Genomic DNA, 25,332 nt, shown 5'->3' with positions numbered 1-25,332 from the left:
CAGTATGCAACCGATCATGAATCCGAAATACCCAGGGCTGTCGGTGCGCGTTGCCGACGAAGGTTTTGCCGCCTATATCTGGGGCAGCGATTTCAGTTTTGAAGTCGCGGTCTACGGCGCCGCCGAAATCGGTAAACCGGTGGAGCAGTGGCCGGTAACGCCGATCACGCCTTATCGAAAGTGCTACGGCATCGATCCCGAAGAGTTCAGCAGTTTCCGCGATGCCGCTGACAGCGCGATTTTCATGGCTTATCTCGATGATGAGCCCGTGGGTCACCTGGTGGTCAGCACCAACTGGAACGGCTTTGCCCATATCGACGAGTTGGCGGTGCATGCGCCGGCGCGCCGTCATGGCGTGGCCAAGGCCCTGCTGGATGTGGCGCAGTTCTGGAGCCGCAAAAAGAAACTGCCGGGCATCATGCTTGAAACCCAGAACAACAACCTGGGGGCCTGCCGGCTCTATGAGCGCCGCGGTTACGTCTTGGGCGGGATCGATCATCTGCGTTATCGCGGGATCGATCCGAACACCGCCGAAGTGGCGCTGTTCTGGTATCGATTGTTCGATAATCCGCTGGAAACCCCGGTTAGTTCGCCAACATCGCCACGGCTTGTTCCGTGATGATGCTCAGCAATGCCTGAACCGCTGGCGATGGCTCGCCGTTCTTGAGGGTCAAGGCATAAAGGCTGATCGGCACGGCAGGCGCCAGCGGGCAGGCATCCAGCCCGGCCGATTTAGCCCCGAGGGCGGTGAAAGGGTCGACGATGGCCAGACCTTCACCGGCCTCGACCATGCTGCGCATCATCTGGTGAGTCTGTACCCGGGTTTGAATGACCGGGGCAGGGCGCAGGGCATGCAGTTTGTTTTCCAGCGCCGGGCTCAGCGGATCATGACCTTCCAGGCCCACCATCGATTGGCCGGCCAGGTCCTGCAGCGAGATGTACTTTTGTTTGGGTTGCAACCAGCCGTGGGGTGCCAGCAGCTGAAGTTTGCCTTGGGCGATCACCTGGCAATGAATGTCGGCGTGATCGGGGTCATGCAGGCTCAGGCCCAGATCGCTTTCGCGCAGCAGCAGGTTTCTGACGATCTCGCGGGTCGGTTGGCTCAGAAGGGTGCAAGGCGCGTCAGGGAGGCGTCGGCGCAGGGCGGCAATGCTCTGTGGCAATAGCTGCTGTGACAGGGGCGGCGTGCAGACGATCCGCAAGGGCGGAGCCTGATATTGCTTGAGGCTGTTGGCCAGCCGCTGGACCGGCTCGAGCGCTTCATAGACGTGGGCGATCTGGACCTGCAACTCCCGCGCCTCGCGCGTGGCCTGCAAGCGTCCACGCACGCTGGAAAACAGCATGAAACCCAACTGATCCTCGGCGTCGCGCAGAATCCCTTCGACTTCGGCCACAGGCAACTGCAGCCATTCGGCGGCGGTGCCCAGGTGACCGGTCTGCAGGAGCGCCTGGATCACTTCGATATGACGTAAACGCATGCGTGAAGTCCATGTTCAGCAGGTGAGGGAGTCAGTGGCTGAATCCTAACTCAAGTGCGCGCATATGACTTCTGCTCATAACACGGGGTTATGAAGCGACGTTGGTTTCCGGCCGGCTGCCGACATAGGTGTCGGGCTCGCGCACGATAGTGACGTCCGATTGCACCAGCACAAACTGGTTGTCATCGAGCTTCTTAACGCGATCGCCAATGGCCAGCTTATAAGTGGTGACAGGCACCGAGCCAGTGAGACCGTCTGCCGACGGGGTGGATTCCTGGAACTCATGCACGGAATAAACGCGGCCTTCCGCGTCTCTTGCATGGAACTGACCGACGAGTACTGCTGCCATCTGCTTAGAACCTCTGGGGATAAATCACTCAATTTGCGGCTCTGTAGACCGTGGTTGGGCGAGGTAAGTTTTCCTACAGGAAAAAAATAGTCAGGGGCGGCGTTTTTCAGTCGCCCACTGCTTGAATCGTCATCTATAACTACAAGCTCTTTCCATCGGACAGTCGAGAATCTTCCATGAGCAACGTCTATACGATCGCTGTACTGGTCGGCAGCTTGAGAAAGGAATCGATCAATCGCAAGGTGGCGCTGGCCCTGGCCGACCTGGCGCCTGCCAATCTCAAACTGGTTATCGTCGAAATCGGCGATCTGCCGCTCTACAACGAGGACATCGATGGTGCTTCACCGCCGGCAGCCTACAGCACTTTCCGGCAACAAGTGAGCTCATCCGACGCGGTGCTGTTCGTCACCCCCGAATACAACCGTTCGGTGCCTGCGCCGATGAAGAACGCGATCGATGTGGGTTCGCGTCCCTATGGCAAGAGTGCCTGGAGCGGAAAACCTGGAGCAGTGATCAGTGCTTCACCGGGCGCTATCGGCGGTTTTGGCGCCAACCACCACCTGCGCCAGTCCATGGTGTTTCTGGATGTGCCTTGCATGCAGCAACCGGAAGCCTACTTGAGCCATGCCGGTTCAGCGTTCGACGAGGCGGGTAACCTGTCCGAGTCGCTAAAACCGTTTTTGCAAAAATTCATCAATGCTTATGGTCTTTGGGTCGAACAACATAAGAAAGCGTGACAAATCCCCTGGGTTACAGGGGGCTGGCCAGTCGGCTACAGATCATCGCTTCCATTTCCGACAGCCACGCGGCGGTTTGTTCCGCCGCCGGTTGTGCAGTGATGCAATAACGACGGCCACCCCAGGCCATGATGACCCAGGCATCAATGGCTGATGCTGGCGGCTGAGTGGGCAAGTCCTCGCAGGAGACGAAGGCTTCACGCCATTTTTGCGACAACTCCTGGAATAGCCGTCGGTGATGTTTGGGTTCGGCGATCCGGTGTTCGATCGCCAACACATCATCGTTGAACAATGGTTGAAACGTATCGTTCGGATCGCAGGTCAGGCGTATCAAGCGTTTGACCCGGACGGGCCAGTTCAGCTCTTTCGCGTGCACGACGTACTCATCAAGGCGCAGTAACAAGGCGTCCAGGCAATGCCGAATGTAGCCTGACAACAAGGCTTCCTTGCTCGGGAAGTAATCGTACAACGTGCCAATGGCAACGCCTGCTTCCAGGGCCACCGCGCGCGTGGTCAACCCCGACCAGCCGTCGCGTTGCCAAATCCGAACAAACGCTTCGTAAATTGCCTCTACGGTGAAAATCGCCCGGGCCTGGCTCGGCCGTTTCAGCGGCTTTGCGCGGGGATTGAGGGTGGGCGCGATGCCCTTGTTGTTTCCGAACCCGCTCTTCATCGGCTGCCACTACTCTGGTGCTACCCGCCATTCACTCGCAGCAGGAGTCTGAAAGATGCAAAGTTCGAGCACGGTAACACGGCTGATCACCCGCAAAAACGCCCTTGACCAAAGCCGAATCGAGCAGGAGCAACGTAGCCTGATTCCGGCGGCCGGCGAGGTGATTTTTAAAATCGACCGGTGCGCGTTGACCACCAACAACATTACCTACGCGGCCTATGGTAATTCGATGAACTACTGGGAGTTCTTTCCTACAGAGTTGGCGGAATGGGGACACGTCCCGGCGTGGGGCTTTGCTGATGTCATTGCGTCTGATGTGGCAGGTATCAAAGTCGGGGAGCGCTTCTACGGGTACTTTCCAATTGCCAGCCATCTGTGGATGCGCCCGGAACGGGTCTCCGAGCGTGGTTTTTATGACGCCGCCGAGCATCGGCAGGCACTGACGTCGGCCTACAATCAATACACCCGTTGCAGTTGGGATTCGTACTACAGCCCAGAAACCGAAAACCTGCAGATTTTGCTCAAACCGCTGTTCCTGACCTCGTCGATGCTGGCGGATTTCCTTCAGGACAAGCAGTTCTTTGGCGCGACCCGGCTGGTGTTCTCCAGCGCTTCGAGTAAAACCGCCTATGGCACGGCGGTCTGCCTGGAAAATCAGCCTGACCTGGAGCGGGTGGCCCTGACCTCGACCGGCAACAAGGCGTTTGTCGAGAAACTCGGTTGTTACGAGCGAACGGTGGCCTACGCAGAACTGGCGAACCTGGCCAATGACCGCCCTACGTTGTATGTGGATTTTTCCGGCGACCTGGATTTGCGAGATCAGGTGCACCAGCATTTTGCCGGGCAGTTGGTTTACAGCTGCTTCGCCGGTTCTGCGCAAAGCACCGATGAGGCTCGATTGACGGCCATTGAAGGGCCGCAACCGGTGTTCTTTTTTGCGCCGATCCAGATCCGCAAGCGCAATACCGAGTGGGGCCCAGAAGGGGTCAGTCAGCATATTGGTGAGGGTTTGCAGCGTTTCTACCGGCAGTTGACCGCGGCTGATAAACCATTGCTGGAAGTGGTCGAGGACAAAGGCTATGAAGCCGCGCAGAGCGTGATTGCCCGGCTGTTCCACGGCCAGATCGCACCGATCGAGGGGCATGTGATTCGGCTATAGCACATTGATCTGTGGTAGCAGCTGCCGAGCCCGCGAGGCTGCGTTCGGCGACGCAGTCGTCGTAAACCCTGCGAACGCGGTATTCCTGGGACACCGCGGTGCCTGATTCACGACGACTGCGTCGCCGAACGCAGCCTCGCAGGCTCGGCAGCTGCTACATCGACCCCGGTGCGTTTAGGGGGAGGCAGCAAGTTTGGGCTTTACTCCGCTCGTGTGTTGCGGCTGAATCGCGGTTTGTTTTTCCGACAAGGCTGCACTGCATGTTGACCGCATCGTTGATTTTCCTGCTGACCATCACTTTGGTGATCTGGCAGCCAAAAGGCCTTGGTGTTGGCTGGAGTGCGGTATTCGGCGCGGTGCTTGCGCTGATTTTCGGGGTCGTACACCTGAGCGACATCCCGCTGGTGTGGCAGATTATCTGGAACGCCACCGGGACTTTTGTCGCGCTGATTGTCATCAGTCTGCTGTTGGACGAGGCGGGGTTCTTTGCCTGGGCGGCGCTGCACGTCGCCCGTTGGGGGCGGGGCAGCGGACGCAAGCTGTTTGCTTATATGGTGCTGCTCGGCGCGTTGGTGTCGGCGTTGTTCGCCAACGACGGGGCGGCGCTGATTCTCACGCCCATCGTGATTTCCATGCTGCTGGCGTTGCGCTTTTCTCCGGCGGCGACCCTGGCGTTCGTCATGGGCGCCGGTTTCATCGCTGACACGGCGAGTCTTCCGTTGGTTGTGTCGAACCTGGTGAACATCGTTTCCGCTGACTTCTTCCACATCAGTTTCAACCGTTACGCGGCGGTGATGATCCCGGTCAACCTGGTGAGTGTCGCGGCGACCCTGGCGATGCTGATGTGGTTTTTTCGTCGTGACATTCCCAAGGATTACGACCCCGAACAACTGGCGCATCCGGCTTCAGCGATCCACGACCAAGCCACGTTTTATGCCGGTTGGGCCGTGTTGGTGATTCTGCTGCTCGGCTGCTTCGCTCTGGAACCGCTGGGGATTCCGATCAGTGCCATTTCTGCGGTGTGCGCGGCGTTGCTGCTGGCCATTGCCGCCCGTGGTCACAAGATTTCTACCCGCAAAGTCATCAAGGAAGCACCGTGGCATATCGTGATTTTCTCGCTGGGCATGTACCTGGTGGTGTATGGCCTGCGCAACGCGGGGCTCACGGGGTATCTGGCCGGATGGCTGGATGGTTTTGCCGGTTACGGCGTGTGGGGCGCCGCCATGGGCACGGGCGTGCTGACGGCGCTGCTGTCCTCGATGATGAACAATCTGCCGACGGTGCTGATCGGTTTGCTGTCAATCGATGCCAGCCAGGCGACCGGGGTGGTGAAGGAGGCGATGATCTACGCCAACGTCATCGGCAGTGATCTGGGGCCGAAGATTACGCCGATCGGTAGCCTGGCGACGTTACTGTGGTTGCATGTGCTGGAGCGCAAGAGCATTCGGATCGGCTGGGGGTATTACTTCAAGGTCGGGATTGTGCTGACGGTGCCTGTTTTGTTGGTGACGTTGGCGGCGTTGGCTGTGCGGTTGTCCATCTAGACCGAGTTGGCCCATTCGCGAGCAAGCCCGCTCCCACATTGGATCTTCGTCATAAGGAGATCCAGTGTGGGAGCGGGCTTGCTCGCGAAGAGGCCTATCCAGACGCTACAAAACTCAGCCACTGCCAGGAACGTTAGGCCAAAGATCCGCCACCAGAAACAGCCGCTCGGCTTCTTCCCAATCGCCCTGGGCGTTTTCTGTGAGTCGCACCAGCAACTGCGCCGGGGCCAGTGGCTCCAGATCGCTGAGCCAGGCATTCAGTTGTTCAGTACTCCAGGTCTGCTCCACCGGATAGTGCGCCGGTGCCAGCCAGGCATGGCGGGGCAGGGGTTGCCAGCGACCGAACGGGCGTTGCACGACAAAGTGTGCCCAGTCCTTCTGGTGCAGCCAGCTACCGCGTAAATGCTGGGGATGTGCGCCATTCGGTGGCTCGGCCGGTCCCGGCCACGGATACAGCAGATAGCCGCCCAGCCACAAATGTGCACTGAACTGCTGGATATCCAGCGCCGCCAATACTTCACGGCTCTCCGGGCGCGCCGAAATCGGCAATTGATGCTGCGTCAGATGGGCCAGTTTGCGGTCCAGCCGATCGTGGCAGCCGGGGCCGAGCCACTGCGCGGTGTCGTGTCCGTCGCCATTTTGCGGGCCAAGGTAAAGTTTGATCGCCAGTTCCAGATGATGCACGCCGTCACGATCGCGCAGTAGCATGTCCAACTCGCCCAGCGTGTGGCCTTCACGGCGGATCGGCATGTTGGCGGCAATCAGGTCGATGCCCGGCGCGTGCCGCACGGCGTATTGCCAGAGGCGTTCGTAGTACAAGCCCAATCGCCGGGTTCGGGCCTGCGCCAGCCAGTGCAGCAAGTCATAACTGTCGTGATCGAGTTGCTGCAGCCACCGTTCCAGCTGATCAGGCGCTTGTACCCAGTCACTGCCGGTCAGCGGGTGACGCTGCGGCCACGTCGTGACGCCAAGCATCGGCGGCGCGAGGATGACCCAGGCCAGGTCGCGCACTTCGGGGTGGCGCAACTGGTGGGGTAACTGCAGCAAATCGGGAAATAGGATCATCTTGCGAGCATAGCCTCAATCGTGAGTACACCGTTGTGGCTGAAAGGATTTTGTCTATCCCGCGCTTTCGCCCATAATCGTGTTTTTCGCCGCCGCGCAGGAACCTCATGGAGCAATTTCGTAATATCGGCATCATCGGTCGCCTGGGCAGTTCTCAGGTGCTGGATACCGTCCGCCGACTGAAACGGTTTCTGCTCGATCGTCACCTGCACGTGATCCTCGAAGACACCATCGCCGAAGTCTTGCCGGGTCATGGCTTGCAAACCTCGTCGCGCAAGATGCTCGGCGAAGTATGTGACATGGTGATTGTGGTCGGTGGTGACGGCAGCCTGCTCGGCGCCGCCCGCGCACTGGCCCGACACAATATTCCGGTGCTCGGCATCAACCGTGGCAGCCTGGGCTTCCTGACCGATATTCGCCCCGATGAGCTGGAAGTCAAAGTCGCCGAAGTGCTCGACGGCCACTATCTGGTCGAGAACCGCTTCCTGCTGCAAGCCGAAGTCCGTCGTCACGCCGAGGCCATCGGTCAGGGCGACGCGCTGAACGACGTGGTGCTGCACCCCGGCAAATCGACGCGGATGATCGAGTTCGAGTTGTACATCGACGGCCAGTTCGTCTGCAGCCAGAAGGCCGATGGCCTGATCGTCGCCACGCCGACCGGTTCGACTGCCTACGCGCTGTCGGCGGGCGGGCCGATCATGCATCCCAAGCTCGACGCTATTGTGATTGTGCCGATGTACCCCCATACCTTGTCGGGCAGGCCGATTGTGGTCGATGGCAACAGTGAGCTGAAAATCGTCGTGTCCAAAGATATGCAGATTTACCCGCAAGTCTCCTGTGACGGGCAGAATCATTTCACCTGCGCGCCGGGTGACACCATCACGATCAGCAAGAAGGCCCAGAAACTGCGGCTGATTCACCCGCTCGACCACAACTACTATGAAGTCTGCCGGACCAAACTCGGCTGGGGCAGCAAGTTGGGTGGTGGAGGCGACTGATGCTCGATCCCGCGCGTAGCTACGACCTGATCGGTGACGTGCACGGTTGCGCTCTGACCCTTGAGCACTTGCTCGACCGGCTCGGTTATCAAAAAAACGCTGGTGTCTGGCGGCATCCGTCGCGTATGGCGGTGTTCGTCGGCGACATCATCGACCGCGGCCCGCGGATTCGCGAAGCGCTGCACATCGTTCACGATATGGTCGAAGCCGGCCAGGCGCTGTGCATCATGGGTAACCATGAATTCAACGCCCTCGGCTGGAGCACGCCGGCGCCTCCGGGCAGCGGCAAGCAGTTCGTGCGTGAACACACCCCGCGCCATGCCCGTTTGCTGAACGAAACCCTGACTCAATTCGAAGACCATCCGGCTGACTGGCATGACTTCCTGCAATGGTTCTATGAGATGCCATTGTTCGTCGATGCCGGGCGTTTCCGGGTGGTGCATGCCTGCTGGGACGCGGGCCTGATCGAACCGCTGCGAGCCCTGTTCCCCAACGGCTGTGTCGACGAGCACTTCCTCCAGGCCTCGGCCGTACCGGGCAGTTTCGCCTGCACCGTGTTCGACCGCCTGCTGCGCGGCACTGACATGCGCTTGCCTCATGGTCTGACCATGACCAGCGGCGATGGCCTGACGCGTTCGTTCTTCCGCACCAAATTCTGGGAAGACGACCCGCAAACCTACGGAGACATCGTGTTCCAGCCCGACGCCTTGCCCGAACCCGTGGCCCGGACGCCGCTGTCGTCCACTGAAAAAAACACCTTGCTGCGCTATGGCGTCGATGAGCCATTGTTGTTCGTGGGCCATTACTGGCGCAGCGGCAAACCGGTGCCGATCCGGCCGAACCTGGCCTGCCTGGATTACAGCGCCGTGCTCTACGGCAAACTGGTCGCCTACCGTCTGGACCAGGAAACCCGCCTCGACCCGCATAAATTTGTCTGGGTCGATGTCGAGCGCCCGGAGGTACTGCGATGAGTGCCGTTGCTGTTTTACGGCTGCCGCTGGCGGTGGACTTGAGCGGGTTCGTCAAACTGTTGCAGCGCATGCAGGTGCCGCATCGGGTCAGCGAAGAGGCGGGTGAGCAGGTGCTGTGGGTGCCGGCCAACATCAGCGAAGACGTGCGCACGTTGTACGAACGCTTCCCGGCCGGTGATCCCGATCAACAGCTGGACATTCCGGTGGCGCAAACCATACAGCGCCCAAGTTTCGTCGAGCAACTGCGCCACGCCAAGGCGACGGCGTTCGTGTTGCTGCTGAGCCTGCTTGTCGGTGCGGTGACGCTGCTGGGCGAAAACCTCGACACGATGCGCTGGCTGACCTTCCTCGATTTCCGGGTTGTCGGCGAGTACATCCACTTCGTGCCATTGGCTGACAGCCTGGCGGCGGGGCAGTGGTGGCGTCTGGTGACACCGATGCTGATCCACTTCGGCATCCTGCACCTGGCCATGAACGGCATGTGGTACTGGGAACTGGGGCGACGCATCGAGTCGCGCCAGGGCAGCATCAACCTGATCGGCCTGACGTTGCTGTTCGGCCTGGTCTCGAACTACGCCCAGTTTGTTTTCAGTGGTCCGACGCTGTTTGGCGGCTTGTCCGGCGTGCTGTACGGCCTGCTCGGGCATTGCTGGATCTTTCAGTTGTTGTCGCCAAACCCGGCTTATCGCCTGCCACGCGGCGTGCTGGTGATGATGCTGGTGTGGCTGCTGCTGTGTATGTCGGGACTGATCTCGATGATCGGCTTCGGTGAAATTGCCAATGCGGCCCACGTCGGCGGGTTGCTCGTCGGATGCTTGACCGGCTTGTTGGGTGGTTTGTACAACCGCCGTAAACTGGCCGCCTAAATAGTTATGTCAATAAAGAGCGCGGAGCCCTTGATGTCCTCTTTTAACGAAATGATCAACAACATCACCCCCGATATCTACCAGAGCCTGAAACTGGCGGTGGAAATCGGTAAATGGTCCGACGGTGGCAAACTCACCGCCGAACAACGCGAGCTGTCGCTGCAAGCGATGATCGCCTGGGAAATCCAGAACCTGCCCGAAGACCAGCGCACCGGTTACATGGGCGTGCAGGAGTGCGGCTCCAAGTCGATCGAAGTGCCGAATATCCTGTTCAAATCGGATGCCGTCCATTGATCGAGATTGGCCGCGGTGCAATCAGCAAAATGTCGGCGCGCCTTGACGGGCCGAACGTGCAGTACGCGTTTCGTCTGGACGACGTCGAGGTGCCGGTCAATCCCTTGATCGGGACCACGGTGCGTCTGGAATACCTGGGAGCGATTCACTGCACTCATTGTGGACGCAAGACCAAAACCAGTTTCAGCCAGGGTTACTGCTACCCGTGCATGACCAAACTGGCCCAGTGCGACATCTGCATCATGAGCCCGGAGCGTTGCCACTACGACGCTGGCACCTGCCGTGAGCCGGAGTGGGGCGAGAAGTTCTGCATGACGGATCACATTGTGTATCTGTCCAATTCTTCTGGGGTGAAGGTCGGGATTACCCGCGCCACCCAGCTGCCGACCCGTTGGATCGATCAGGGCGCCCGTCAGGCGCTGCCGATCATGCGGGTTTCGACCCGTCAGCAGTCGGGCTTCGTCGAAGATCTGTTCCGCAGTCAGGTAGCGGACAAGACCAACTGGCGTGCCTTACTCAAGGGCGACGCGGTGTCGGTCGACCTGGCGCAGGTTCGTGATCAGCTGTTCGACAGTTGCGCCGAAGGATTGCAAGGTTTGCAGGAACGATTCGGCCTACAGGCGATCCAGACCATTACCGATGTAGAAACGCTCGAAATCCACTATCCGGTCGAGCAATACCCGGCCAAAATTGTCAGCTTCAACCTGGACAAGAATCCGATCGCCGAAGGCACGCTGTTGGGAATCAAGGGCCAGTACCTGATTTTCGACACCGGTGTAATCAATATTCGTAAATACACGGCCTACCAGCTCGCCGTGCATCAGTAAGGACTCCAGCATGCGCACCGAACAACCGAAGATGATCTACCTGAAGGACTATCAGGCGCCCGAGTACCTGATCGACGAGACGCACCTGACCTTCGAGTTGTACGAGGACCACAGCCTGGTCCATGCGCAACTGGTAATGCGCCGCAATCCTGAGCGTGGCCCGGGCTTGCCGCCGCTGGTGCTGGATGGTCAGCAGCTTGAATTGCTGTCGGTCACCTTGGCCGACAACGAATTGACCGCCGCCGACTATCAGTTGACGGAAAACCATCTGACCCTGCACCCGACCAGCACCACCTTCACGGTCGACACCAGCGTCAAGATCCACCCGGAAACCAACACCGCGCTGGAAGGCCTGTACAAATCCGGCACGATGTTCTGCACCCAGTGCGAGGCCGAAGGCTTCCGCAAGATCACCTATTACCTCGACCGTCCGGACGTGATGAGCACGTTCACCACCACGGTCGTCGCTGAACAGCACAGCTATCCGGTGTTGCTGTCCAACGGCAACCCGATTGCCAGTGGTCCGGGCGAAGACGGCCGGCACTGGGCGACCTGGGAAGATCCGTTCAAGAAACCGGCCTACCTGTTCGCGCTGGTGGCCGGTGATTTGTGGTGCGTCGAAGACACCTTCACCACCATGACCGATCGCTCCGTGGCACTGCGCATTTATGTCGAGCCGGAAAACATCGACAAGTGCCAGCACGCCATGAACAGCCTGAAGAAATCCATGCGCTGGGACGAAGAGGTGTACGGTCGCGAGTACGACCTGGACATCTTCATGATCGTCGCGGTCAACGACTTCAACATGGGCGCCATGGAGAACAAGGGCCTCAACATCTTCAACTCCAGCGCCGTGCTGGCCCGCGCCGAAACCGCCACCGACGCCGCGCACCAGCGGGTCGAAGCGATCGTTGCCCACGAGTACTTCCACAACTGGTCGGGCAACCGCGTGACCTGCCGCGACTGGTTCCAGTTGTCGCTCAAGGAAGGCTTCACCGTGTTCCGCGATTCGGGCTTCTCCGCCGACATGAACTCGGCCACGGTCAAGCGTATCCAGGACGTGGCGTACCTGCGCACCCACCAGTTCGCCGAAGATGCTGGTCCCATGGCTCACGCCGTGCGCCCGGACAGCTTCATCGAGATTTCCAACTTCTACACCCTGACCGTGTACGAAAAAGGTTCGGAAGTGGTCGGCATGATCCACACCTTGCTCGGCGCCGAAGGCTTCCGCAAAGGCAGCGACCTGTACTTCGATCGCCATGACGGCCAGGCCGTGACCTGCGACGACTTCATTAAAGCAATGGAAGACGCCAACGGTGTCGACCTGACCCAGTTCAAACGCTGGTACAGCCAGGCTGGCACACCGCGTTTGGCGGTCAGCGAGTCCTACGACTCGGCGGCGAAAACCTACAGCCTGACGTTCCGTCAAAGCTGCCCGGCAACCCCGGACAAGGTTGAGAAGTTACCGTTCGTGATCCCGGTCGAGTTGGGCCTGCTGGACGCCAAAGGTGCGGCCATTGCGTTGCGTCTTTCCGGTGAAGCCAGCGCTCAGGGCACCTCACGGGTCATTTCGGTGACAGACGCCGAGCAGACATTCACCTTCATCGACATCGCGGAACAGCCATTGCCTTCGTTGCTGCGCGGCTTCTCGGCGCCGGTGAAACTGAGCTTCCCGTACAACCGCGATCAGTTGATGTTCCTGATGCAGCACGACAGCGACGGCTTCAACCGCTGGGATGCGGGTCAGCAATTGTCGGTTCAGGTGCTGCAAGAGTTGATTGCTCAGCAGCAAAAGGGCGAGAAACTGGTGCTGGATCAGCGCCTGATTTCTGCCTTGCGCACTGTGTTGTCCGACGAGACGCTGGATCAGGCGATGGTCGCCGAAATGCTTTCGCTGCCGGGCGAGGCGTATCTGACCGAGATCAGCGAAGTGGCTGACGTTGACGCCATTCACATCGCTCGCGAGTTCGCTCGTAAACAATTGGCAGAAGGTTTGTTCGAAGCGTTGTGGCTGCGTTATCAGGCCAATCGCGATCTGTCGAAGAAAACCCCGTATGTAGCCGAGGCCGAGCACTTCGCCCGTCGCGCATTGCAGAACATTGCGCTGTCGTACTTGATGCTCATCGGTAAACCGGAAGTGGTGGCGGCGACGCTTGAGCAGTTCGAGAGCAGCGACAACATGACTGAGCGTCTGACGGCGTTGGCGGTGCTGGTGAATTCGTCGTTCGAAGAGCAGAAAGCCACGGCGTTGGCGACCTTCGCCGAACACTTCAAGGATAATCCGCTGGTTATGGATCAGTGGTTCAGCGTTCAGGCGGGCAGTGTGTTGCCCGGTGGGCTGGAGCGGGTCAAGGCGTTGATGCAGCATCCGGCGTTCAACATCAAGAACCCGAACAAGGTGCGGGCGCTGGTGGGGGCGTTTGCCGGGCAGAACCTGATCAATTTCCATGCGGCTGACGGGTCCGGGTATCGGTTCCTCGCGGATCTGGTGATTGAGTTGAACGGTTTTAATCCTCAGATCGCTTCTCGGCAGTTGGCGCCGCTGACTCGCTGGCGCAAGTATGACGATGCGCGTCAGGCGTTGATGAAAGGTGAGCTGGAGCGGATTCGCGCTTCGGGTCAGTTGTCGAGCGACGTGTTTGAAGTGGTCAGCAAAAGCCTGGCCTGAGTTGGGGGCTTGTTTTCGCGGGGGTGTATATCCATTCCTGCGGTAACGGCCACTTAGGGTTTCGCCCTTACGGCGACTCACTTTTTTGACAAACGCCTCAAAAAAGTAAGCAAAAAAAGGCTCGCCCCGAGCGTCCGGCCCCTCGCTAAGGCTCGGCGTTCCTTCGTTCCGGTATCCATCCGGGGACACTGCCCTCCGGTCTGCTTCGCTACGACCTACATGCAGCGTGTTCGACTGCGTCGAACGGCGCTACGCGCCACTCCCCGGATGAACACCTCCACTCAGCCTCCCGAAGGGGCGGGTGGATCAAGATCAAAAGCTTGCAGGCGAGCTAACGCTCGGCCTGTTGAGTGGTGAGAAGCGGGTGTACACCCATCCCCTGTAGGAGCTGTCGAGTGAAACGAGGCTGCGATCTTTTGATCTTGCTGTGGCTGTGGCTTTAGATCTTGATTCTGCTTTTGATCTCTCGCCCCTTCGGCAGGCCGAGCGTAGGTGTTCATCAGGGGGTTAGGCGCGTAGCGCCGTGCGGCGCAGCCGCACACATCGAGAGGAGGTCGTCGCGAAGCAGACCGTAGGCGATGCCCCCTGATGGATACCGGAGCGAGGGAACGCGGAGCTTTAGCGAGGCGCCGTACGCCGGGGCGAAGCCTTTTGCTTACTTTTCGGCGTCTGGAAAAGTGAGTCGCTGTAAGAGCGAAACCGCCAGCAGCCTTAGCCGCAGTAACGGATATACACACCGACCAACAAAACCCAATCACCCCACCTGATATCAAATCATTCAGCAAATGCGCAAACCGCCCAGGTTAACAAAACATAACGTGGCGTCGATTGTCAGACCTTTCCAAACCCCGATAGGATAAGCCAGCTTCCGAAGGGGCTCTAGATTGCGTATTTCAGGACTATGCTCCAGAAAAGGCAATCGCAAAGAACACCCTTATGGCGCCCAGAAAGGTTGAATGACCTAACAATAATAATGGGGGAAGGTCTATGAGTGAGCCTGTCATGGGTGTGGGTATCTGCCGCCCGCCGGCATTACGCAAATTCGCGTTGCTGGCTACAGCGCTCTCGCTGTTGGGCTGTGCCGTGCTGTCGGCACCTGTGCTGGCCTCTGCTGCGCCAGCATCCGACATTGTCTATTCCGTTGAATCTGCCAAAGCCAGCAAGAGCCTGATGCTCGACGTCGTGCATGCCGGCAAGCGCCTGGTGGCGGTCGGGGATCGCGGGCACATTTTGTATTCCGATGACCAGGGCGCGACCTGGACCCAAGCCAAGGTGCCGACGCGGCAACTGCTGACGTCGGTGTATTTCGTCGACGACAAACACGGTTGGGCCGTCGGCCATGACGCGCAGATCCTTGCAAGCGAGGACGGCGGCGTCACCTGGACCAAGCAATTCGAAGATCTGAAACGCGAATCGCCGCTGCTCGACGTCTGGTTCCAGGACGTCAACAGCGGCTTTGCCGTGGGTGCTTACGGCGCGTTGATGGCCACCACCGACGGTGGCAAGAACTGGGAAGATGTCAGCGATCGCCTCGACAACGAAGACCAGTACCACCTCAACGCCATTGCAGCGGTGAAGGATTCCGGGCTGTTCATCGTCGGCGAGCAGGGCAGCATGTTCCGCTCCGCCGATTGGGGCCAGACATGGGAGAAGCTTGAAGGCCCATACGAAGGCTCACTGTTTGGCGTGATCGGCACCGCTCAGGCCAACACGCTGCTGGCCTACGGGCTGCGGGGCAATCTGTTTCGCTCCACCGATTTCGGCACGACCTGGGAGCCGGTTGAACTCAAGGCCGCTCGCGGTGCGCTGGAGTTCGGTCTGTCCGGCGCGACGCTGCTCGACGACGGTTCCATCGTGATCGTCGGCAACGGTGGCTCGGTGATCCGCAGCGACGACAACGGCGAAACCTTCAGCGTGTTCAACCGTCCGGATCGCATTTCCGTTTCGGCAGTCACCGCAGCGGGCAACGGCAATCTGATTCTGGCAGGACAGGGCGGCGTTCGCGTCACCTCGCCAACCGGCGCCGGTGCAGAAAATGGAAAAAACGGGTCGTCCAAATGAGCCGGGCAAATAATAAGAAGGCGGGTCTATGACATCCTTGAGCACTCATCATCATGACAAGGCGACGTTTCTCGAACGCCTGATTTTCAACAACCGCCCGGCAGTGATCGTCATCTGTCTGCTGGTCAGTATTTTCCTGTTCTGGCAGGCGACGCTGATCCGGCCGTCCACCAGCTTCGAAAAAATGATCCCGCTCGAGCATCCGTTCATTCAAAAGATGATGGAGCATCGCAACGATCTGGCGAACCTGGGCAACACGGTGCGCATCTCGGTGGAAGCCACTGATGGCGACATCTTCTCCAAGGAGTACATGGAGACGCTGCGTCAGATCAACGACGAGGTGTTCTACATCTCCGGCGTCGACCGTTCCGGCCTCAAGTCGCTGTGGAGCCCGAGCGTGCGCTGGACCGAAGTGACAGAGGAGGGCTTTGCCGGTGGTGAAGTGATTCCCCAGAGCTACAACGGCTCCCAGCAAAGCCTCGACCTGTTGCGCAACAACGTGCTCAAGTCCGGTCAAGTCGGGCGTCTGGTGGCCAACGATTTCAAGTCGAGCATTGTTGATATCCCGCTGCTGGAGTCCTACCCGGACCCGCAGGACCAGGGCAAGTTGCTGGCGCTGGACTATCGCAAGTTCTCTCACGAACTCGAAGACAAGATTCGCAACAAGTTCGAAGCCCAGAACCCCAACGTGCAGATCCACATCGTCGGTTTCGCCAAGAAAGTCGGCGACCTGATCGATGGCCTGGTCATGGTGGTGATGTTCTTCGGTGTCGCCTTCATCATCACGTTGATCCTGCTCTACTGGTTCACCAACTGCATGCGCAGCACCGTGGCGGTGTTGAGTACGACGCTGGTGGCGGTGGTCTGGCAGCTCGGTTTGATGCACTTCTTTGGTTTCGGGCTCGATCCCTACTCGATGCTGGTGCCGTTCCTGATCTTCGCCATTGGTATTTCCCACGGTGTGCAGAAGATCAACGGGATTGCCTTGCAGTCCAGCGAGGCGGACAACGCACTGACTGCAGCGCGACGCACGTTCCGTCAGCTGTTCCTGCCGGGGATGATTGCGATCCTCGCGGATGCGGTGGGTTTCATTACGCTGCTGATCATTGATATCGGCGTGATTCGTGAACTGGCCATCGGCGCGTCCATCGGCGTGGCGGTGATCGTGTTCACCAACCTGATCCTGCTGCCGGTGGCGATTTCCTACGTCGGCATCAGCAAACGCGCCGTCGAACGCAGCAAGAAAGACGCGCACCGCGAACACCCGTTCTGGCGTCTGCTGTCGAATTTTGCCAGCCCGAAAGTGGCGCCGGTGTCGATTGTTTTGGCCTTGTTGGCCTTCAGCGGCGGCCTCTGGTATAGCCAGAACCTGAAAATCGGTGACCTGGATCAGGGCGCTCCGGAACTGCGTCCGGACTCGCGCTACAACAAGGACAACAACTTCATCATCAGCAATTACTCCACCAGTTCCGACGTGTTGGTGGTGATGGTCAAGACCAAGTCCGAAGGCTGCTCGCGCTACGAAGCCATGGCGCCGATCGACGAGCTGATGTGGAAGATGCAGAACACCGAAGGCGTGCAGTCGGCGATCTCCCTGGTGACCGTGTCCAAGCAGATGATCAAGGGCATGAACGAGGGCAACCTGAAATGGGAAACCCTGTCGCGTAACCCGGACGTGCTGAACAACTCGATCGCTCGGGCTGATGGCCTGTACAACAACAGTTGCTCCCTGGCGCCGGTGCTGGTGTTCCTCAACGACCACAAGGCCGCCACGCTGGATCGCGCCGTGCACGCGGTGCAGGACTTCGCCAAGGAGAACAACAAGGAAGGCCTGGAATTCATCCTCGCCGCCGGTAACGCCGGGATCGAGGCCGCCACCAACGAGGTGATCAAGGAATCCGAGCTGACCATCCTGATCCTGGTGTACATCTGCGTCGCGACCATGTGCATGATCACCTTCCGTTCCTGGGCAGCGACGTTGTGCATCGTGCTGCCGCTGGTCCTGACTTCGGTACTCGGCAACGCCCTGATGGCCTTCATGGGCATCGGCGTGAAAGTCGCGACCCTGCCGGTCGTGGCGCTCGGGGTGGGGATTGGCGTGGACTACGGGATCTACATCTACAGCCGTCTGGAAAGCTTTCTGCGTGCCGGTCTTCCGTTGCAGGAAGCCTATTACCAGACGCTGAAATCCACCGGTAAAGCTGTGTTGTTCACCGGACTGTGCCTAGCGATTGGCGTGTGCACCTGGATCTTCTCAGCCATCAAGTTCCAGGCCGACATGGGCCTGATGCTGACCTTCATGCTGCTCTGGAACATGTTCGGCGCACTGTGGCTATTGCCAGCACTGGCGCGGTTCTTGATCAAGCCGGAGAAACTGGCGGGGCAGAAGGGCAACTCGTTGTTCGCTCACTGATCCCAGGCTGAAATAGAAAAGCCGCAACCATGGTTGCGGCTTTTTTACATCTCAAATTCGACACAAACCCAATGTGGGAGCGGGCTTGCTCGCGAATGCGGTTGTACATTCAGCATTGATGTTGCCTGACACTCCGCCTTCGCGAGCAAGCCCGCTCCCACATTGGATTTGTGATGATTATGAGGGATCGGTACCCAGCACCGCATTCAACGCACTACGCGCATCATCCAACTGCACCAACGTGGCATGCCGCGCGCCCAACGCATCACGATTCTCGATAGCCGTCAGAATCGCCTTATGCCGTGGCAAGGCCAGTTCATGCAGATTCGGTCGCTGGTTGGAATGCTTCAAGGCTTCGGCAATTGCCACCGACAGCATGTTGCACAGGTTGGCCAGCAAGTCGTTATGAGTCGCATCGGCAATCCGGCTATGGAAATCCAGGTCCGGTTGCAGCAGCGCTTCCGGCGTCGGCGCCGCTTCCATACGTTGGTAGGCTTCACCGATGGAGGCGATGTCATCGTCGGTGGCGAACTGCGCCGCGAGGGCGGCCGCTGCGGGTTCAATGATGCTGCGTACGCTGGTCAGCAAATCGAAAAATTCATTTTGCGGGCTGCTTTGCATCAGCCAGTGCAGCACATCCGGATCGAGCATGTGCCATTCCTTGCGCTGCTTGACCACCGTGCCCACTCGCGGACGGGAATACACCAGACCCTTGGCGACCAATACCCGGGTGGCTTCGCGCAGAACTGGACGGCTGACCGCGTACTCCTCGCACAACAGGGCTTCGGCGGGCAGCTTGTCACACGGCTTGAAGCGCCCGGAAACGATCTGCATGCCCAGTTCCTGGACGATGCGCGAGTGCATACTTTTGCGGTCGGAGGGTTTGCGGTAATCCATGGGGAGCGGCGCGATCCTGTGGGGTTGGGGTGCCGCGCATGATAACAGGCGCGGCGGGCAATCATCAGATGTGAAGTCGTCGAGTGCTCTGTGGCGAGGGAGCTTGCTCCCGCTGGGCTGCGAAGCGGCCCCAATACCGGTTATCGCGATGTGTCAGAAATATCGCGGTGACTGATTTACGACTGTTACACAGCCGAGCGGGAGCAAGCTCCCTCGCCACAGGTTTTTGCTGTGAATGCAGAGTTGTCGGTGTTAGTGAGAGTGGCGCGGTACTTCAGAACCACGGCAACCGACCAGGAAGTCGAAATCGCAACCCTGATCCGCCTGCAGCACATGATCAATGTACAACTGACGATAACCACCCACGATCAATTGCTGCGGTGGCTGCAGATCAGCCATGCGCGCCGCCAGTTCGGCGTCGGGAATGTCCAGGTGCAGACGACCGTTGGCGCAGTCGAGTTCGATCCAGTCACCTTCCTTCACCGTCGCCAAAGGTCCGCCAGCGGCCGCTTCCGGGGCTACGTGCAGAACGACAGTGCCGTACGCCGTGCCACTCATGCGCGCATCGGAAATGCGCACCATGTCCGTCACGCCCTGAGCGAGCAACTTGGCCGGCAAGCCCATGTTGCCGACTTCGGCCATACCCGGATAACCCTTCGGACCGCAGTTCTTCATCACCAGAATCGAGTTGGCATCTACCTCCAGCTCCGGATCGTTGATCCGTGCCTTGTACATGTCGAAGTTCTCGAACACCACCGCACGGCCGCGATGTTGCATCAGTTCGGCGCTGGCGGCTGAAGGCTTGAGCACCGCACCGAGTGGCGCCAGGTTGCCGCGCAACACACAGATGCCGCCGTCGGCGCGGATCGGGTTGTCGAGGGTGCGGATCACTTCGTCCTGGCCGTAGATCGGCGCGTCTTTAGTGTTCTCGCCGAGGGTCTTGCCGTTGACGGTCAGGGCATTCGGATTCGGAATCAGGTTGGCTTCACCCAGACGACGCAGCACCGCTGGCAGGCCGCCGGCGTAGTAGAACTCTTCCATCAGGAAACGTCCGGACGGTTGCAGGTCGACGATGGTCGGCATGCCGCGACCGATGCGGGTCCAGTCATCCAGGTCCAGCTCCACGCCGATGCGCCCGGCAATGGCTTTCAAATGGATCACGGCGTTGGTTGAACCACCGATCGCAGCGTTCACCCGAATGGCGTTTTCGAAGGCCTCTTTGGTGAGGATTTTCGACAGCTTCAAATCTTCGCGAACCATCTCCACCGCGCGCATGCCGGACATGTGCGCCAGCACATAACGACGCGCATCGACGGCAGGAATCGCCGCGTTGTGGGGCAGGGAAGTGCCGAGGGCTTCGGCCATGCAGGCCATGGTCGACGCGGTGCCCATGGTGTTGCACGTACCGGCCGAGCGGGACATGCCACCCTCGGCCGCAAGGAAATCGTCGATGGTGATGGTGCCGGCTTTCACTTGTTCGCTGAGCTGCCAGACCACGGTGCCCGAACCAATGTCCTGACCTTTGTGCTTGCCGTTGAGCATCGGCCCGCCGGTGACGACGATCGCCGGCACGTCGCAACTGGCCGCGCCCATCAACAACGCCGGGGTGGTTTTGTCGCAACCGGTCAGCAGCACAACACCGTCAATCGGGTTGCCGCGAATCGCTTCTTCGACGTCCATGCTCGCCAGGTTGCGGGTGAGCATGGCGGTTGGACGCAGGTTCGACTCGCCGTTGGAGAACACCGGGAATTCCACGGGAAAGCCCCCAGCCTCGATCACCCCACGTTTGACGTGCTCCGCAATCTGGCGGAAATGCGCGTTGCACGGGGTCAGTTCCGACCAGGTGTTGCAGATGCCGATGATCGGCTTGCCGTGGAACTGGTGGTCGGCGATGCCCTGATTCTTCATCCAGCTGCGGTACATGAAGCCGTTCTTGTCGGCAGTGCCAAACCATTGGGCGGAGCGCAGGGTGGGTTTCTTATCAGACATGATCGGTTCTCTTATTGTATGACTATATTGTTCGGACTGAGGCGTAACATAGGCGCAAATTCGGCTGTTTGGAAGTGTTGTTGCATAAATAGTATTACTATATAGTCCGTTTCAACGGAGGGATTGCCCTGGCGGTTTTCCGCGAGAGGCGTCCCCCGAGGTTCTATAACAACAACAATCGGAGACCGATCTCATGAGCCAGGAACTGCGGCTTATTCGTCGCATCACGCTGAAACTGATTCCCTTCCTGATCCTGCTGTACCTGATCGCCTATGTGGATCGCTCCGCCGTAGGCTTCGCCAAATTGCACATGGGCGCCGACCTCGGCATTGGTGACGCGGCTTACGGCTTGGGTGCCGGGCTGTTTTTCATTGGCTATTTCCTTCTGGAAATCCCCAGCAACCTGATGCTCGAACGCTTTGGCGCGCGGCGCTGGTTCGCGCGGATCATGGTCACCTGGGGCGCCATCACCATCGGCATGGCCTTCGTCCAGGGGCCGCACAGTTTCTATGTGATGCGCTTTCTGCTCGGCGCGGCGGAAGCCGGGTTCTTTCCGGGCGTTCTCTACTACATCACCCAGTGGTTCCCGGTGCGCCATCGCGGCAAGATCCTCGGGTTGTTCATCCTTTCCCAACCCATCGCCATGTTGATCACTGGCCCGGTGTCCGGCGGTCTGCTTGGCATGGACGGCGTTCTCGGCCTGCATGGCTGGCAGTGGCTGTTCATCGTCATCGGCGCCCCGGCGATCCTGTTGACCTGGCCGGTGCTGCGCTGGCTGCCGGATGGTCCGAAACAGGTGAAGTGGATGGACCAGGCCGAAAAGGACTGGCTGACCGGCGAACTGAAAAAGGATCTTGAGGAATACGGCCAGACCCGCCACGGCAATCCGTTGCACGCCCTCAAGGACAAACGTGTCTTGCTGCTGGCGCTGTTCTATCTGCCGGTGACCCTGAGCATCTACGGCCTGGGCTTGTGGTTGCCGACCCTGATCAAGCAGTTCGGTGGCACGGATCTGGTGACTGGCTTCGTGTCGTCGGTGCCGTACATCTTCGGGATCATCGGGTTGCTGATTATTCCGCGCAGTTCCGATCGCTTGAATGATCGCTACGGCCACTTGGCGGTGCTTTACGTGTTGGGTGCCATCGGTCTGTTCCTCAGCGCCTGGCTGACGGTGCCGGTGCTGCAACTGGCGGCGTTGTGCCTGGTGGCTTTTGCCCTGTTTTCCTGCACCGCGGTGTTCTGGACCTTGCCGGGCCGTTTCTTTGCCGGCGCCAGTGCGGCGGCCGGAATTGCCTTGATCAACTCGGTGGGCAACCTCGGCGGCTACATCGGTCCGTTCGTGATCGGCGCGCTCAAGGAATACACCGGCAACCTGGCTTCGGGTCTGTACTTTTTGTCCGGTGTGATGGTGTTCGGGCTGGTGTTGACCGGTGTGGTTTATCGCCTGCTGGAACGCAAGCACGTACTGCCGGCCGACCAGTTCGCTGCCAGCGCCCGTGGCGCTACCCGCACCTGAGCCATCACAAAAATCCCCTGTGGGAGCGGGCTTGCTCGCGAATGCGGTCTTCCATTCAACATTGCTGTTGGCTGACACAGCGCTTTCGCGAGCAAGCCCGCTCCCACACTTGATCGACGGTGTTTTCGAATTTTGTTTACAGGAGAAAATCATGCGTTTAGTTCAGTTCGAATTGAGTAACGGCGAGCGCCGGGTGGGCGTGGTCGAAGACGGTCTGGTGCGCGAAGTGCAGGACGCGCGCACCGTTCGCGACCTGGCGTTGGCCGCGATCGAGGCCGGCGTCAATCTTGAGCAGCAGGTGAAAATCCTGGGCCTGGGCATCAGCCATGACTATGCAGAACTGTTGGCGACGTTGCGCATCCTGCCACCGCTGGATCACCCGGACCCGGCGCACATGCTGGTCAGCGGCACGGGCCTGACCCATTTAGGCAGTGCGTCGGCCCGGGACAAGATGCATCAGCAAGTCGGCGACGAGGCCGCGATGACCGACACCATGCGCATCTTCAAATGGGGCGTGGAAGGCGGCAAACCGGTGGCTGGGCAGGCCGGTGTACAACCGGAATGGTTCTACAAGGGCGACGGCAGCATCGTCGTGCGTCCGGGCCAACCGTTCCCGTTGCCACCGTTCGCCGAAGATGCGGGGGAGGAACCGGAGCTCAGCGGTCTCTACGTCATCGGCCACGACGGCAAACCGTATCGACTCGGTTTTGCCGTGGGCAACGAGTTCTCCGATCACGTGATGGAACGCAAGAATTACCTTTACCTGGCCCACTCCAAATTGCGCAGTTGCAGTTATGGCCCGGAACTTCGGGTTGGTGAACTACCGGAGCATCTGGCGGGCACCAGCCGCATCCTGCGTGACGGTGAAGTGCTGTGGCAGAACGAGTTTCTCAGTGGCGAGGCCAACATGTGCCACAGCCTGGAAAACCTCGAGTACCACCATTTCAAGTACAGCCAGTTCCTGCGCCCGGGCGATGTGCACATTCACTTCTTCGGCACTGCGACCCTGTCCTTTGCCGACGGCATTCGCACCCGGCCGGGTGACGTGTTCGAAATCAGTCAGGCCGAGTTCGGTGCACCGTTGATCAACGGGATTGCACCGGTTGAAGCGGCGTTCGAGCCCGGCACCGTTGGCACCCTTTAAGGAGATAGGCATGACCCCGATTCTTGGTCACAACTACATCGGCGGCCAGCGCAGTGCGGCCGGCCAGCTCAAACTACAGAGCGTCGACGCCGGCACGGGCGAGGCTTTGCCGTTCGATTTCTCCCAGGCAACTCCGGAAGAAGTCGATGCCGCCGCCAAGGCTGCCGCCACGGCTTATCCGACCTATCGCAGTCTGAGCGCCGAACGTCGGGCGCAATTTCTCGATGCGATTGCCGATGAACTGGACACGCTGGGCGATGACTTTGTTGCGCTGGTCTGCCGCGAAACCGCGCTGCCCGCCGCACGCATTCAAGGCGAGCGCGGTCGCACCAGCGGCCAGATGCGTCTGTTCGCCAAAGTGCTGCGTCGCGGTGATTTCTACGGTGCGCGGATCGATCGGGCATTGCCCGAGCGCCAACCGTTGCCGCGTCCTGATTTGCGTCAGTACCGCATCGGCCTCGGGCCGGTCGCCGTGTTTGGTGCGAGTAACTTTCCGTTGGCGTTCTCCACGGCCGGCGGCGACACCGCATCGGCGTTGGCCGCCGGTTGCCCGGTGGTGTTCAAGGCTCACAGCGGTCACATGGCCACAGCCGAACGGGTGGCCGACGCGATCATCTGCGCGGCAGAAAAAACCGGGATGCCGGCCGGTGTATTCAACATGATCTACGGCGGCGGAGTCGGCGAAGCGTTGGTCAAGCATCCGGCGATTCAGGCGGTAGGCTTTACCGGTTCGTTGAAAGGCGGTCGTGCGTTGTGCGACATGGCTGCCGCGCGTCTACAACCGATCCCGGTGTTCGCCGAGATGTCGAGCATCAACCCGGTGATCGTGTTGCCGCAGGCGCTGCAAGTTCGCGCCGAATCGGTCGCCCGCGACCTGACCGCTTCGGTGGTTCAGGGCTGCGGTCAGTTCTGCACCAATCCCGGGCTGGTGATTGGTATTCGTTCGCCGCAGTTCGGCGCATTCGTGCAACAGGTGGCGGGCCTGATCGGCGATCAGCCGGCGCAAACGATGCTCAATGCCGGGACCTTGAGCAGCTATGGCCAAGGCCTGCAAAAACTCCTCGCCCATCCGGGCATCGAGCACCTGGCCGGTCAGCCACAGCAGGGCAATCAGGCTCAGCCGCAGCTGTTCAAGGCGGATGTAAGCCTGTTGATCGATGGCGACGAAGTGCTACAGGAAGAGGTGTTCGGCCCGACCACGGTGTTCGTCGAAGTCGCCGATCAGACGCAGCTCAGCGCCGCATTGAACGGTCTTCACGGACAGCTGACGGCGACGATCATTGGCGAACCCTCAGACTTGGAGCAGTTCGCTGAGTTGACGCCGTTGCTGGAACAGAAGGTCGGACGGATCCTGCTCAACGGCTATCCGACCGGCGTGGAAGTCTGCGATTCGATGGTCCACGGTGGGCCGTATCCGGCGACATCCGATGCGCGCGGCACGTCAGTGGGCACCTTGGCCATCGACCGTTTCCTGCGCCCGGTATGCTTCCAGAACTATCCGGACAGCCTGCTGCCGGATGCCTTGAAGAATGGCAATCCGCTGCGTATTCAGCGGTTGGTGGATGGGCAGCCGTCCCGCGAAGCCCTCTAACGGCGAGCACAATCCCCTGCGGGCGCAAGCTCACTCCCTCATTGGACTGAGGCGCAATGAGCTATCATTGCGTCTTTCCCATTCAAAGATTG

21 protein-coding genes are annotated in these 25,332 nt (G+C 59.7%); 15 read left to right on the top strand and 6 right to left on the bottom strand.

The genetic code is table 11. The features are described 5' to 3' along the window. The first annotated feature begins 4 nt into the window (after positions 1–4). Positions 5–619, top strand: coding sequence for a GNAT family N-acetyltransferase (locus ACSQ87_RS17985; RefSeq protein ID WP_223430823.1), 615 nt, complete (start codon positions 5–7; stop codon positions 617–619). On the opposite strand, the gene ACSQ87_RS17980 is transcribed toward ACSQ87_RS17985, so the two are convergent. Both ACSQ87_RS17980 and ACSQ87_RS17975 read right to left on the bottom strand, forming a co-directional pair. Beyond that, positions 585–1,478 carry a LysR family transcriptional regulator gene (locus tag ACSQ87_RS17980; RefSeq protein ID WP_436273977.1) on the bottom strand — a complete coding sequence of 298 codons (894 nt, stop codon included), beginning with the start codon at positions 1,476–1,478 and terminating at the stop codon, positions 585–587. The two genes, ACSQ87_RS17985 and ACSQ87_RS17980, sit on opposite strands and share 35 nt — an antisense overlap. Before the next feature lie 88 nt (positions 1,479–1,566). Further along, positions 1,567–1,827 (bottom strand): hypothetical protein, encoded by a 261-nt coding sequence (locus ACSQ87_RS17975; RefSeq protein WP_223430821.1) that lies wholly within the window; start codon positions 1,825–1,827, stop codon positions 1,567–1,569. A gap of 176 nt (positions 1,828–2,003) precedes the next feature. Here ACSQ87_RS17975 and ACSQ87_RS17970 point away from each other — a divergent pair, with 176 nt between their 5' ends. Then, entirely contained in the window at positions 2,004–2,564 is a 561-nt protein-coding gene (locus ACSQ87_RS17970) for an NADPH-dependent FMN reductase (RefSeq protein WP_223430819.1), read from the top strand. 13 nt (positions 2,565–2,577) lie between these two features. On the opposite strand, the gene ACSQ87_RS17965 is transcribed toward ACSQ87_RS17970, so the two are convergent. After that, positions 2,578–3,237, bottom strand: coding sequence for a TetR/AcrR family transcriptional regulator (locus ACSQ87_RS17965; RefSeq protein WP_223430818.1), 660 nt, complete (start codon positions 3,235–3,237; stop codon positions 2,578–2,580). Between the two features lie 55 nt (positions 3,238–3,292). Here ACSQ87_RS17965 and ACSQ87_RS17960 point away from each other — a divergent pair, with 55 nt between their 5' ends. Together ACSQ87_RS17960 and ACSQ87_RS17955 are read left to right on the top strand one after the other, a co-directional pair. Continuing rightward, positions 3,293–4,396: a DUF2855 family protein gene (locus ACSQ87_RS17960; protein WP_436273976.1), complete on the top strand. Its 1,104-nt coding sequence runs from the start codon at positions 3,293–3,295 to the stop codon at positions 4,394–4,396. Between the two features lie 260 nt (positions 4,397–4,656). After that, positions 4,657–5,940, top strand: coding sequence for an arsenic transporter (locus tag ACSQ87_RS17955; protein ID WP_436273975.1), 1,284 nt, complete (start codon positions 4,657–4,659; stop codon positions 5,938–5,940). Between the two features lie 114 nt (positions 5,941–6,054). Here the strand turns inward: ACSQ87_RS17955 and ACSQ87_RS17950 are convergent, their stop codons facing one another. Continuing rightward, positions 6,055–7,005, bottom strand: a complete 951-nt coding sequence (locus ACSQ87_RS17950; protein WP_436273974.1) for a DUF1853 family protein — start codon at positions 7,003–7,005, stop codon at positions 6,055–6,057. A gap of 107 nt (positions 7,006–7,112) precedes the next feature. Between ACSQ87_RS17950 and ACSQ87_RS17945 the strand changes: the two genes are divergently transcribed. The 8 genes from ACSQ87_RS17945 to ACSQ87_RS17910 all read left to right on the top strand — a co-directional run bounded on the left by ACSQ87_RS17945 (position 7,113) and on the right by ACSQ87_RS17910 (position 18,103). Beyond that, positions 7,113–8,003, top strand: a complete 891-nt coding sequence (locus ACSQ87_RS17945; RefSeq protein WP_007906781.1) for an NAD(+) kinase — start codon at positions 7,113–7,115, stop codon at positions 8,001–8,003. Beyond that, complete coding sequence (locus tag ACSQ87_RS17940) at positions 8,000–8,974, top strand: metallophosphoesterase (RefSeq protein ID WP_411741492.1); 975 nt, start codon at positions 8,000–8,002, stop codon at positions 8,972–8,974. Before ACSQ87_RS17945 ends, ACSQ87_RS17940 begins: the two co-directional genes overlap by 4 nt. After that, positions 8,971–9,840, top strand: coding sequence for a rhomboid family intramembrane serine protease (locus ACSQ87_RS17935; RefSeq protein WP_223430813.1), 870 nt, complete (start codon positions 8,971–8,973; stop codon positions 9,838–9,840). Before ACSQ87_RS17940 ends, ACSQ87_RS17935 begins: the two co-directional genes overlap by 4 nt. A gap of 33 nt (positions 9,841–9,873) precedes the next feature. Next, positions 9,874–10,134 (top strand): YeaC family protein, encoded by a 261-nt coding sequence (locus ACSQ87_RS17930; protein ID WP_008152127.1) that lies wholly within the window; start codon positions 9,874–9,876, stop codon positions 10,132–10,134. Next, a complete protein-coding gene (locus tag ACSQ87_RS17925) occupies positions 10,131–10,961 on the top strand; it encodes a DUF2797 domain-containing protein (RefSeq protein ID WP_436273973.1) in 831 nt (276 codons plus the stop codon). The genes ACSQ87_RS17930 and ACSQ87_RS17925 overlap by 4 nt, the downstream gene beginning before the upstream one ends. A 10-nt stretch (positions 10,962–10,971) precedes the next feature. Next, complete coding sequence (pepN, locus tag ACSQ87_RS17920) at positions 10,972–13,629, top strand: aminopeptidase N (protein WP_436273972.1); 2,658 nt, start codon at positions 10,972–10,974, stop codon at positions 13,627–13,629. 987 nt (positions 13,630–14,616) lie between these two features. After that, positions 14,617–15,690 (top strand): WD40/YVTN/BNR-like repeat-containing protein, encoded by a 1,074-nt coding sequence (locus tag ACSQ87_RS17915; RefSeq protein WP_223433561.1) that lies wholly within the window; start codon positions 14,617–14,619, stop codon positions 15,688–15,690. Between the two features lie 28 nt (positions 15,691–15,718). Then, positions 15,719–18,103 (top strand): efflux RND transporter permease subunit, encoded by a 2,385-nt coding sequence (locus ACSQ87_RS17910; RefSeq protein WP_046049562.1) that lies wholly within the window; start codon positions 15,719–15,721, stop codon positions 18,101–18,103. Between the two features lie 177 nt (positions 18,104–18,280). Here the strand turns inward: ACSQ87_RS17910 and ACSQ87_RS17905 are convergent, their stop codons facing one another. Both ACSQ87_RS17905 and ACSQ87_RS17900 read right to left on the bottom strand, forming a co-directional pair. Then, positions 18,281–19,000 carry a FadR/GntR family transcriptional regulator gene (locus ACSQ87_RS17905; protein ID WP_046053637.1) on the bottom strand — a complete coding sequence of 240 codons (720 nt, stop codon included), beginning with the start codon at positions 18,998–19,000 and terminating at the stop codon, positions 18,281–18,283. Positions 19,001–19,252: 252 nt separating this feature from the next. Next, positions 19,253–20,989, bottom strand: a complete 1,737-nt coding sequence (locus ACSQ87_RS17900; protein WP_150657573.1) for an IlvD/Edd family dehydratase — start codon at positions 20,987–20,989, stop codon at positions 19,253–19,255. Between the two features lie 193 nt (positions 20,990–21,182). Between ACSQ87_RS17900 and ACSQ87_RS17895 the strand changes: the two genes are divergently transcribed. From ACSQ87_RS17895 to ACSQ87_RS17885, 3 genes are all read left to right on the top strand, one after another. After that, complete coding sequence (locus tag ACSQ87_RS17895; protein ID WP_436273971.1) at positions 21,183–22,505, top strand: MFS transporter; 1,323 nt, start codon at positions 21,183–21,185, stop codon at positions 22,503–22,505. Positions 22,506–22,656: 151 nt separating this feature from the next. Further along, positions 22,657–23,649: an AraD1 family protein gene (gene araD1, locus ACSQ87_RS17890; protein WP_436273970.1), complete on the top strand. Its 993-nt coding sequence runs from the start codon at positions 22,657–22,659 to the stop codon at positions 23,647–23,649. A gap of 10 nt (positions 23,650–23,659) precedes the next feature. Then, positions 23,660–25,240: an aldehyde dehydrogenase (NADP(+)) gene (locus ACSQ87_RS17885; protein ID WP_436273969.1), complete on the top strand. Its 1,581-nt coding sequence runs from the start codon at positions 23,660–23,662 to the stop codon at positions 25,238–25,240. Positions 25,241–25,332 lie beyond the last annotated feature (92 nt).

Origin of the sequence: Pseudomonas sp. LjRoot277, from assembly GCF_964253845.1 — a bacterium.
GTDB lineage: Bacteria > Pseudomonadota > Gammaproteobacteria > Pseudomonadales > Pseudomonadaceae > Aquipseudomonas.
The sequence above is the reverse complement of the archived record's forward strand: the minus strand, read 5'-3'. Positions and strand labels throughout refer to the sequence as shown.

What these genes read in the sequence shown, in the direction of transcription:
- ACSQ87_RS17985 (WP_223430823.1), top strand. Translation starts at nt 5, where the DNA reads ATGCAACCGATCATGAATCCGAAATACCCAGGGCTGTCGGTGCGCGTT.
- ACSQ87_RS17980 (WP_436273977.1), bottom strand. Translation starts at nt 1,478, where the DNA reads ATGCGTTTACGTCATATCGAAGTGATCCAGGCGCTCCTGCAGACCGGT.
- ACSQ87_RS17975 (WP_223430821.1), bottom strand. Translation starts at nt 1,827, where the DNA reads ATGGCAGCAGTACTCGTCGGTCAGTTCCATGCAAGAGACGCGGAAGGC.
- ACSQ87_RS17970 (WP_223430819.1), top strand. Translation starts at nt 2,004, where the DNA reads ATGAGCAACGTCTATACGATCGCTGTACTGGTCGGCAGCTTGAGAAAG.
- ACSQ87_RS17965 (WP_223430818.1), bottom strand. Translation starts at nt 3,237, where the DNA reads ATGAAGAGCGGGTTCGGAAACAACAAGGGCATCGCGCCCACCCTCAAT.
- ACSQ87_RS17960 (WP_436273976.1), top strand. Translation starts at nt 3,293, where the DNA reads ATGCAAAGTTCGAGCACGGTAACACGGCTGATCACCCGCAAAAACGCC.
- ACSQ87_RS17955 (WP_436273975.1), top strand. Translation starts at nt 4,657, where the DNA reads ATGTTGACCGCATCGTTGATTTTCCTGCTGACCATCACTTTGGTGATC.
- ACSQ87_RS17950 (WP_436273974.1), bottom strand. Translation starts at nt 7,005, where the DNA reads ATGATCCTATTTCCCGATTTGCTGCAGTTACCCCACCAGTTGCGCCAC.
- ACSQ87_RS17945 (WP_007906781.1), top strand. Translation starts at nt 7,113, where the DNA reads ATGGAGCAATTTCGTAATATCGGCATCATCGGTCGCCTGGGCAGTTCT.
- ACSQ87_RS17935 (WP_223430813.1), top strand. Translation starts at nt 8,971, where the DNA reads ATGAGTGCCGTTGCTGTTTTACGGCTGCCGCTGGCGGTGGACTTGAGC.
- ACSQ87_RS17930 (WP_008152127.1), top strand. Translation starts at nt 9,874, where the DNA reads ATGTCCTCTTTTAACGAAATGATCAACAACATCACCCCCGATATCTAC.
- pepN (WP_436273972.1), top strand. Translation starts at nt 10,972, where the DNA reads ATGCGCACCGAACAACCGAAGATGATCTACCTGAAGGACTATCAGGCG.
- ACSQ87_RS17915 (WP_223433561.1), top strand. Translation starts at nt 14,617, where the DNA reads ATGAGTGAGCCTGTCATGGGTGTGGGTATCTGCCGCCCGCCGGCATTA.
- ACSQ87_RS17910 (WP_046049562.1), top strand. Translation starts at nt 15,719, where the DNA reads ATGACATCCTTGAGCACTCATCATCATGACAAGGCGACGTTTCTCGAA.
- ACSQ87_RS17905 (WP_046053637.1), bottom strand. Translation starts at nt 19,000, where the DNA reads ATGGATTACCGCAAACCCTCCGACCGCAAAAGTATGCACTCGCGCATC.
- ACSQ87_RS17900 (WP_150657573.1), bottom strand. Translation starts at nt 20,989, where the DNA reads ATGTCTGATAAGAAACCCACCCTGCGCTCCGCCCAATGGTTTGGCACT.
- ACSQ87_RS17895 (WP_436273971.1), top strand. Translation starts at nt 21,183, where the DNA reads ATGAGCCAGGAACTGCGGCTTATTCGTCGCATCACGCTGAAACTGATT.
- araD1 (WP_436273970.1), top strand. Translation starts at nt 22,657, where the DNA reads ATGCGTTTAGTTCAGTTCGAATTGAGTAACGGCGAGCGCCGGGTGGGC.
- ACSQ87_RS17885 (WP_436273969.1), top strand. Translation starts at nt 23,660, where the DNA reads ATGACCCCGATTCTTGGTCACAACTACATCGGCGGCCAGCGCAGTGCG.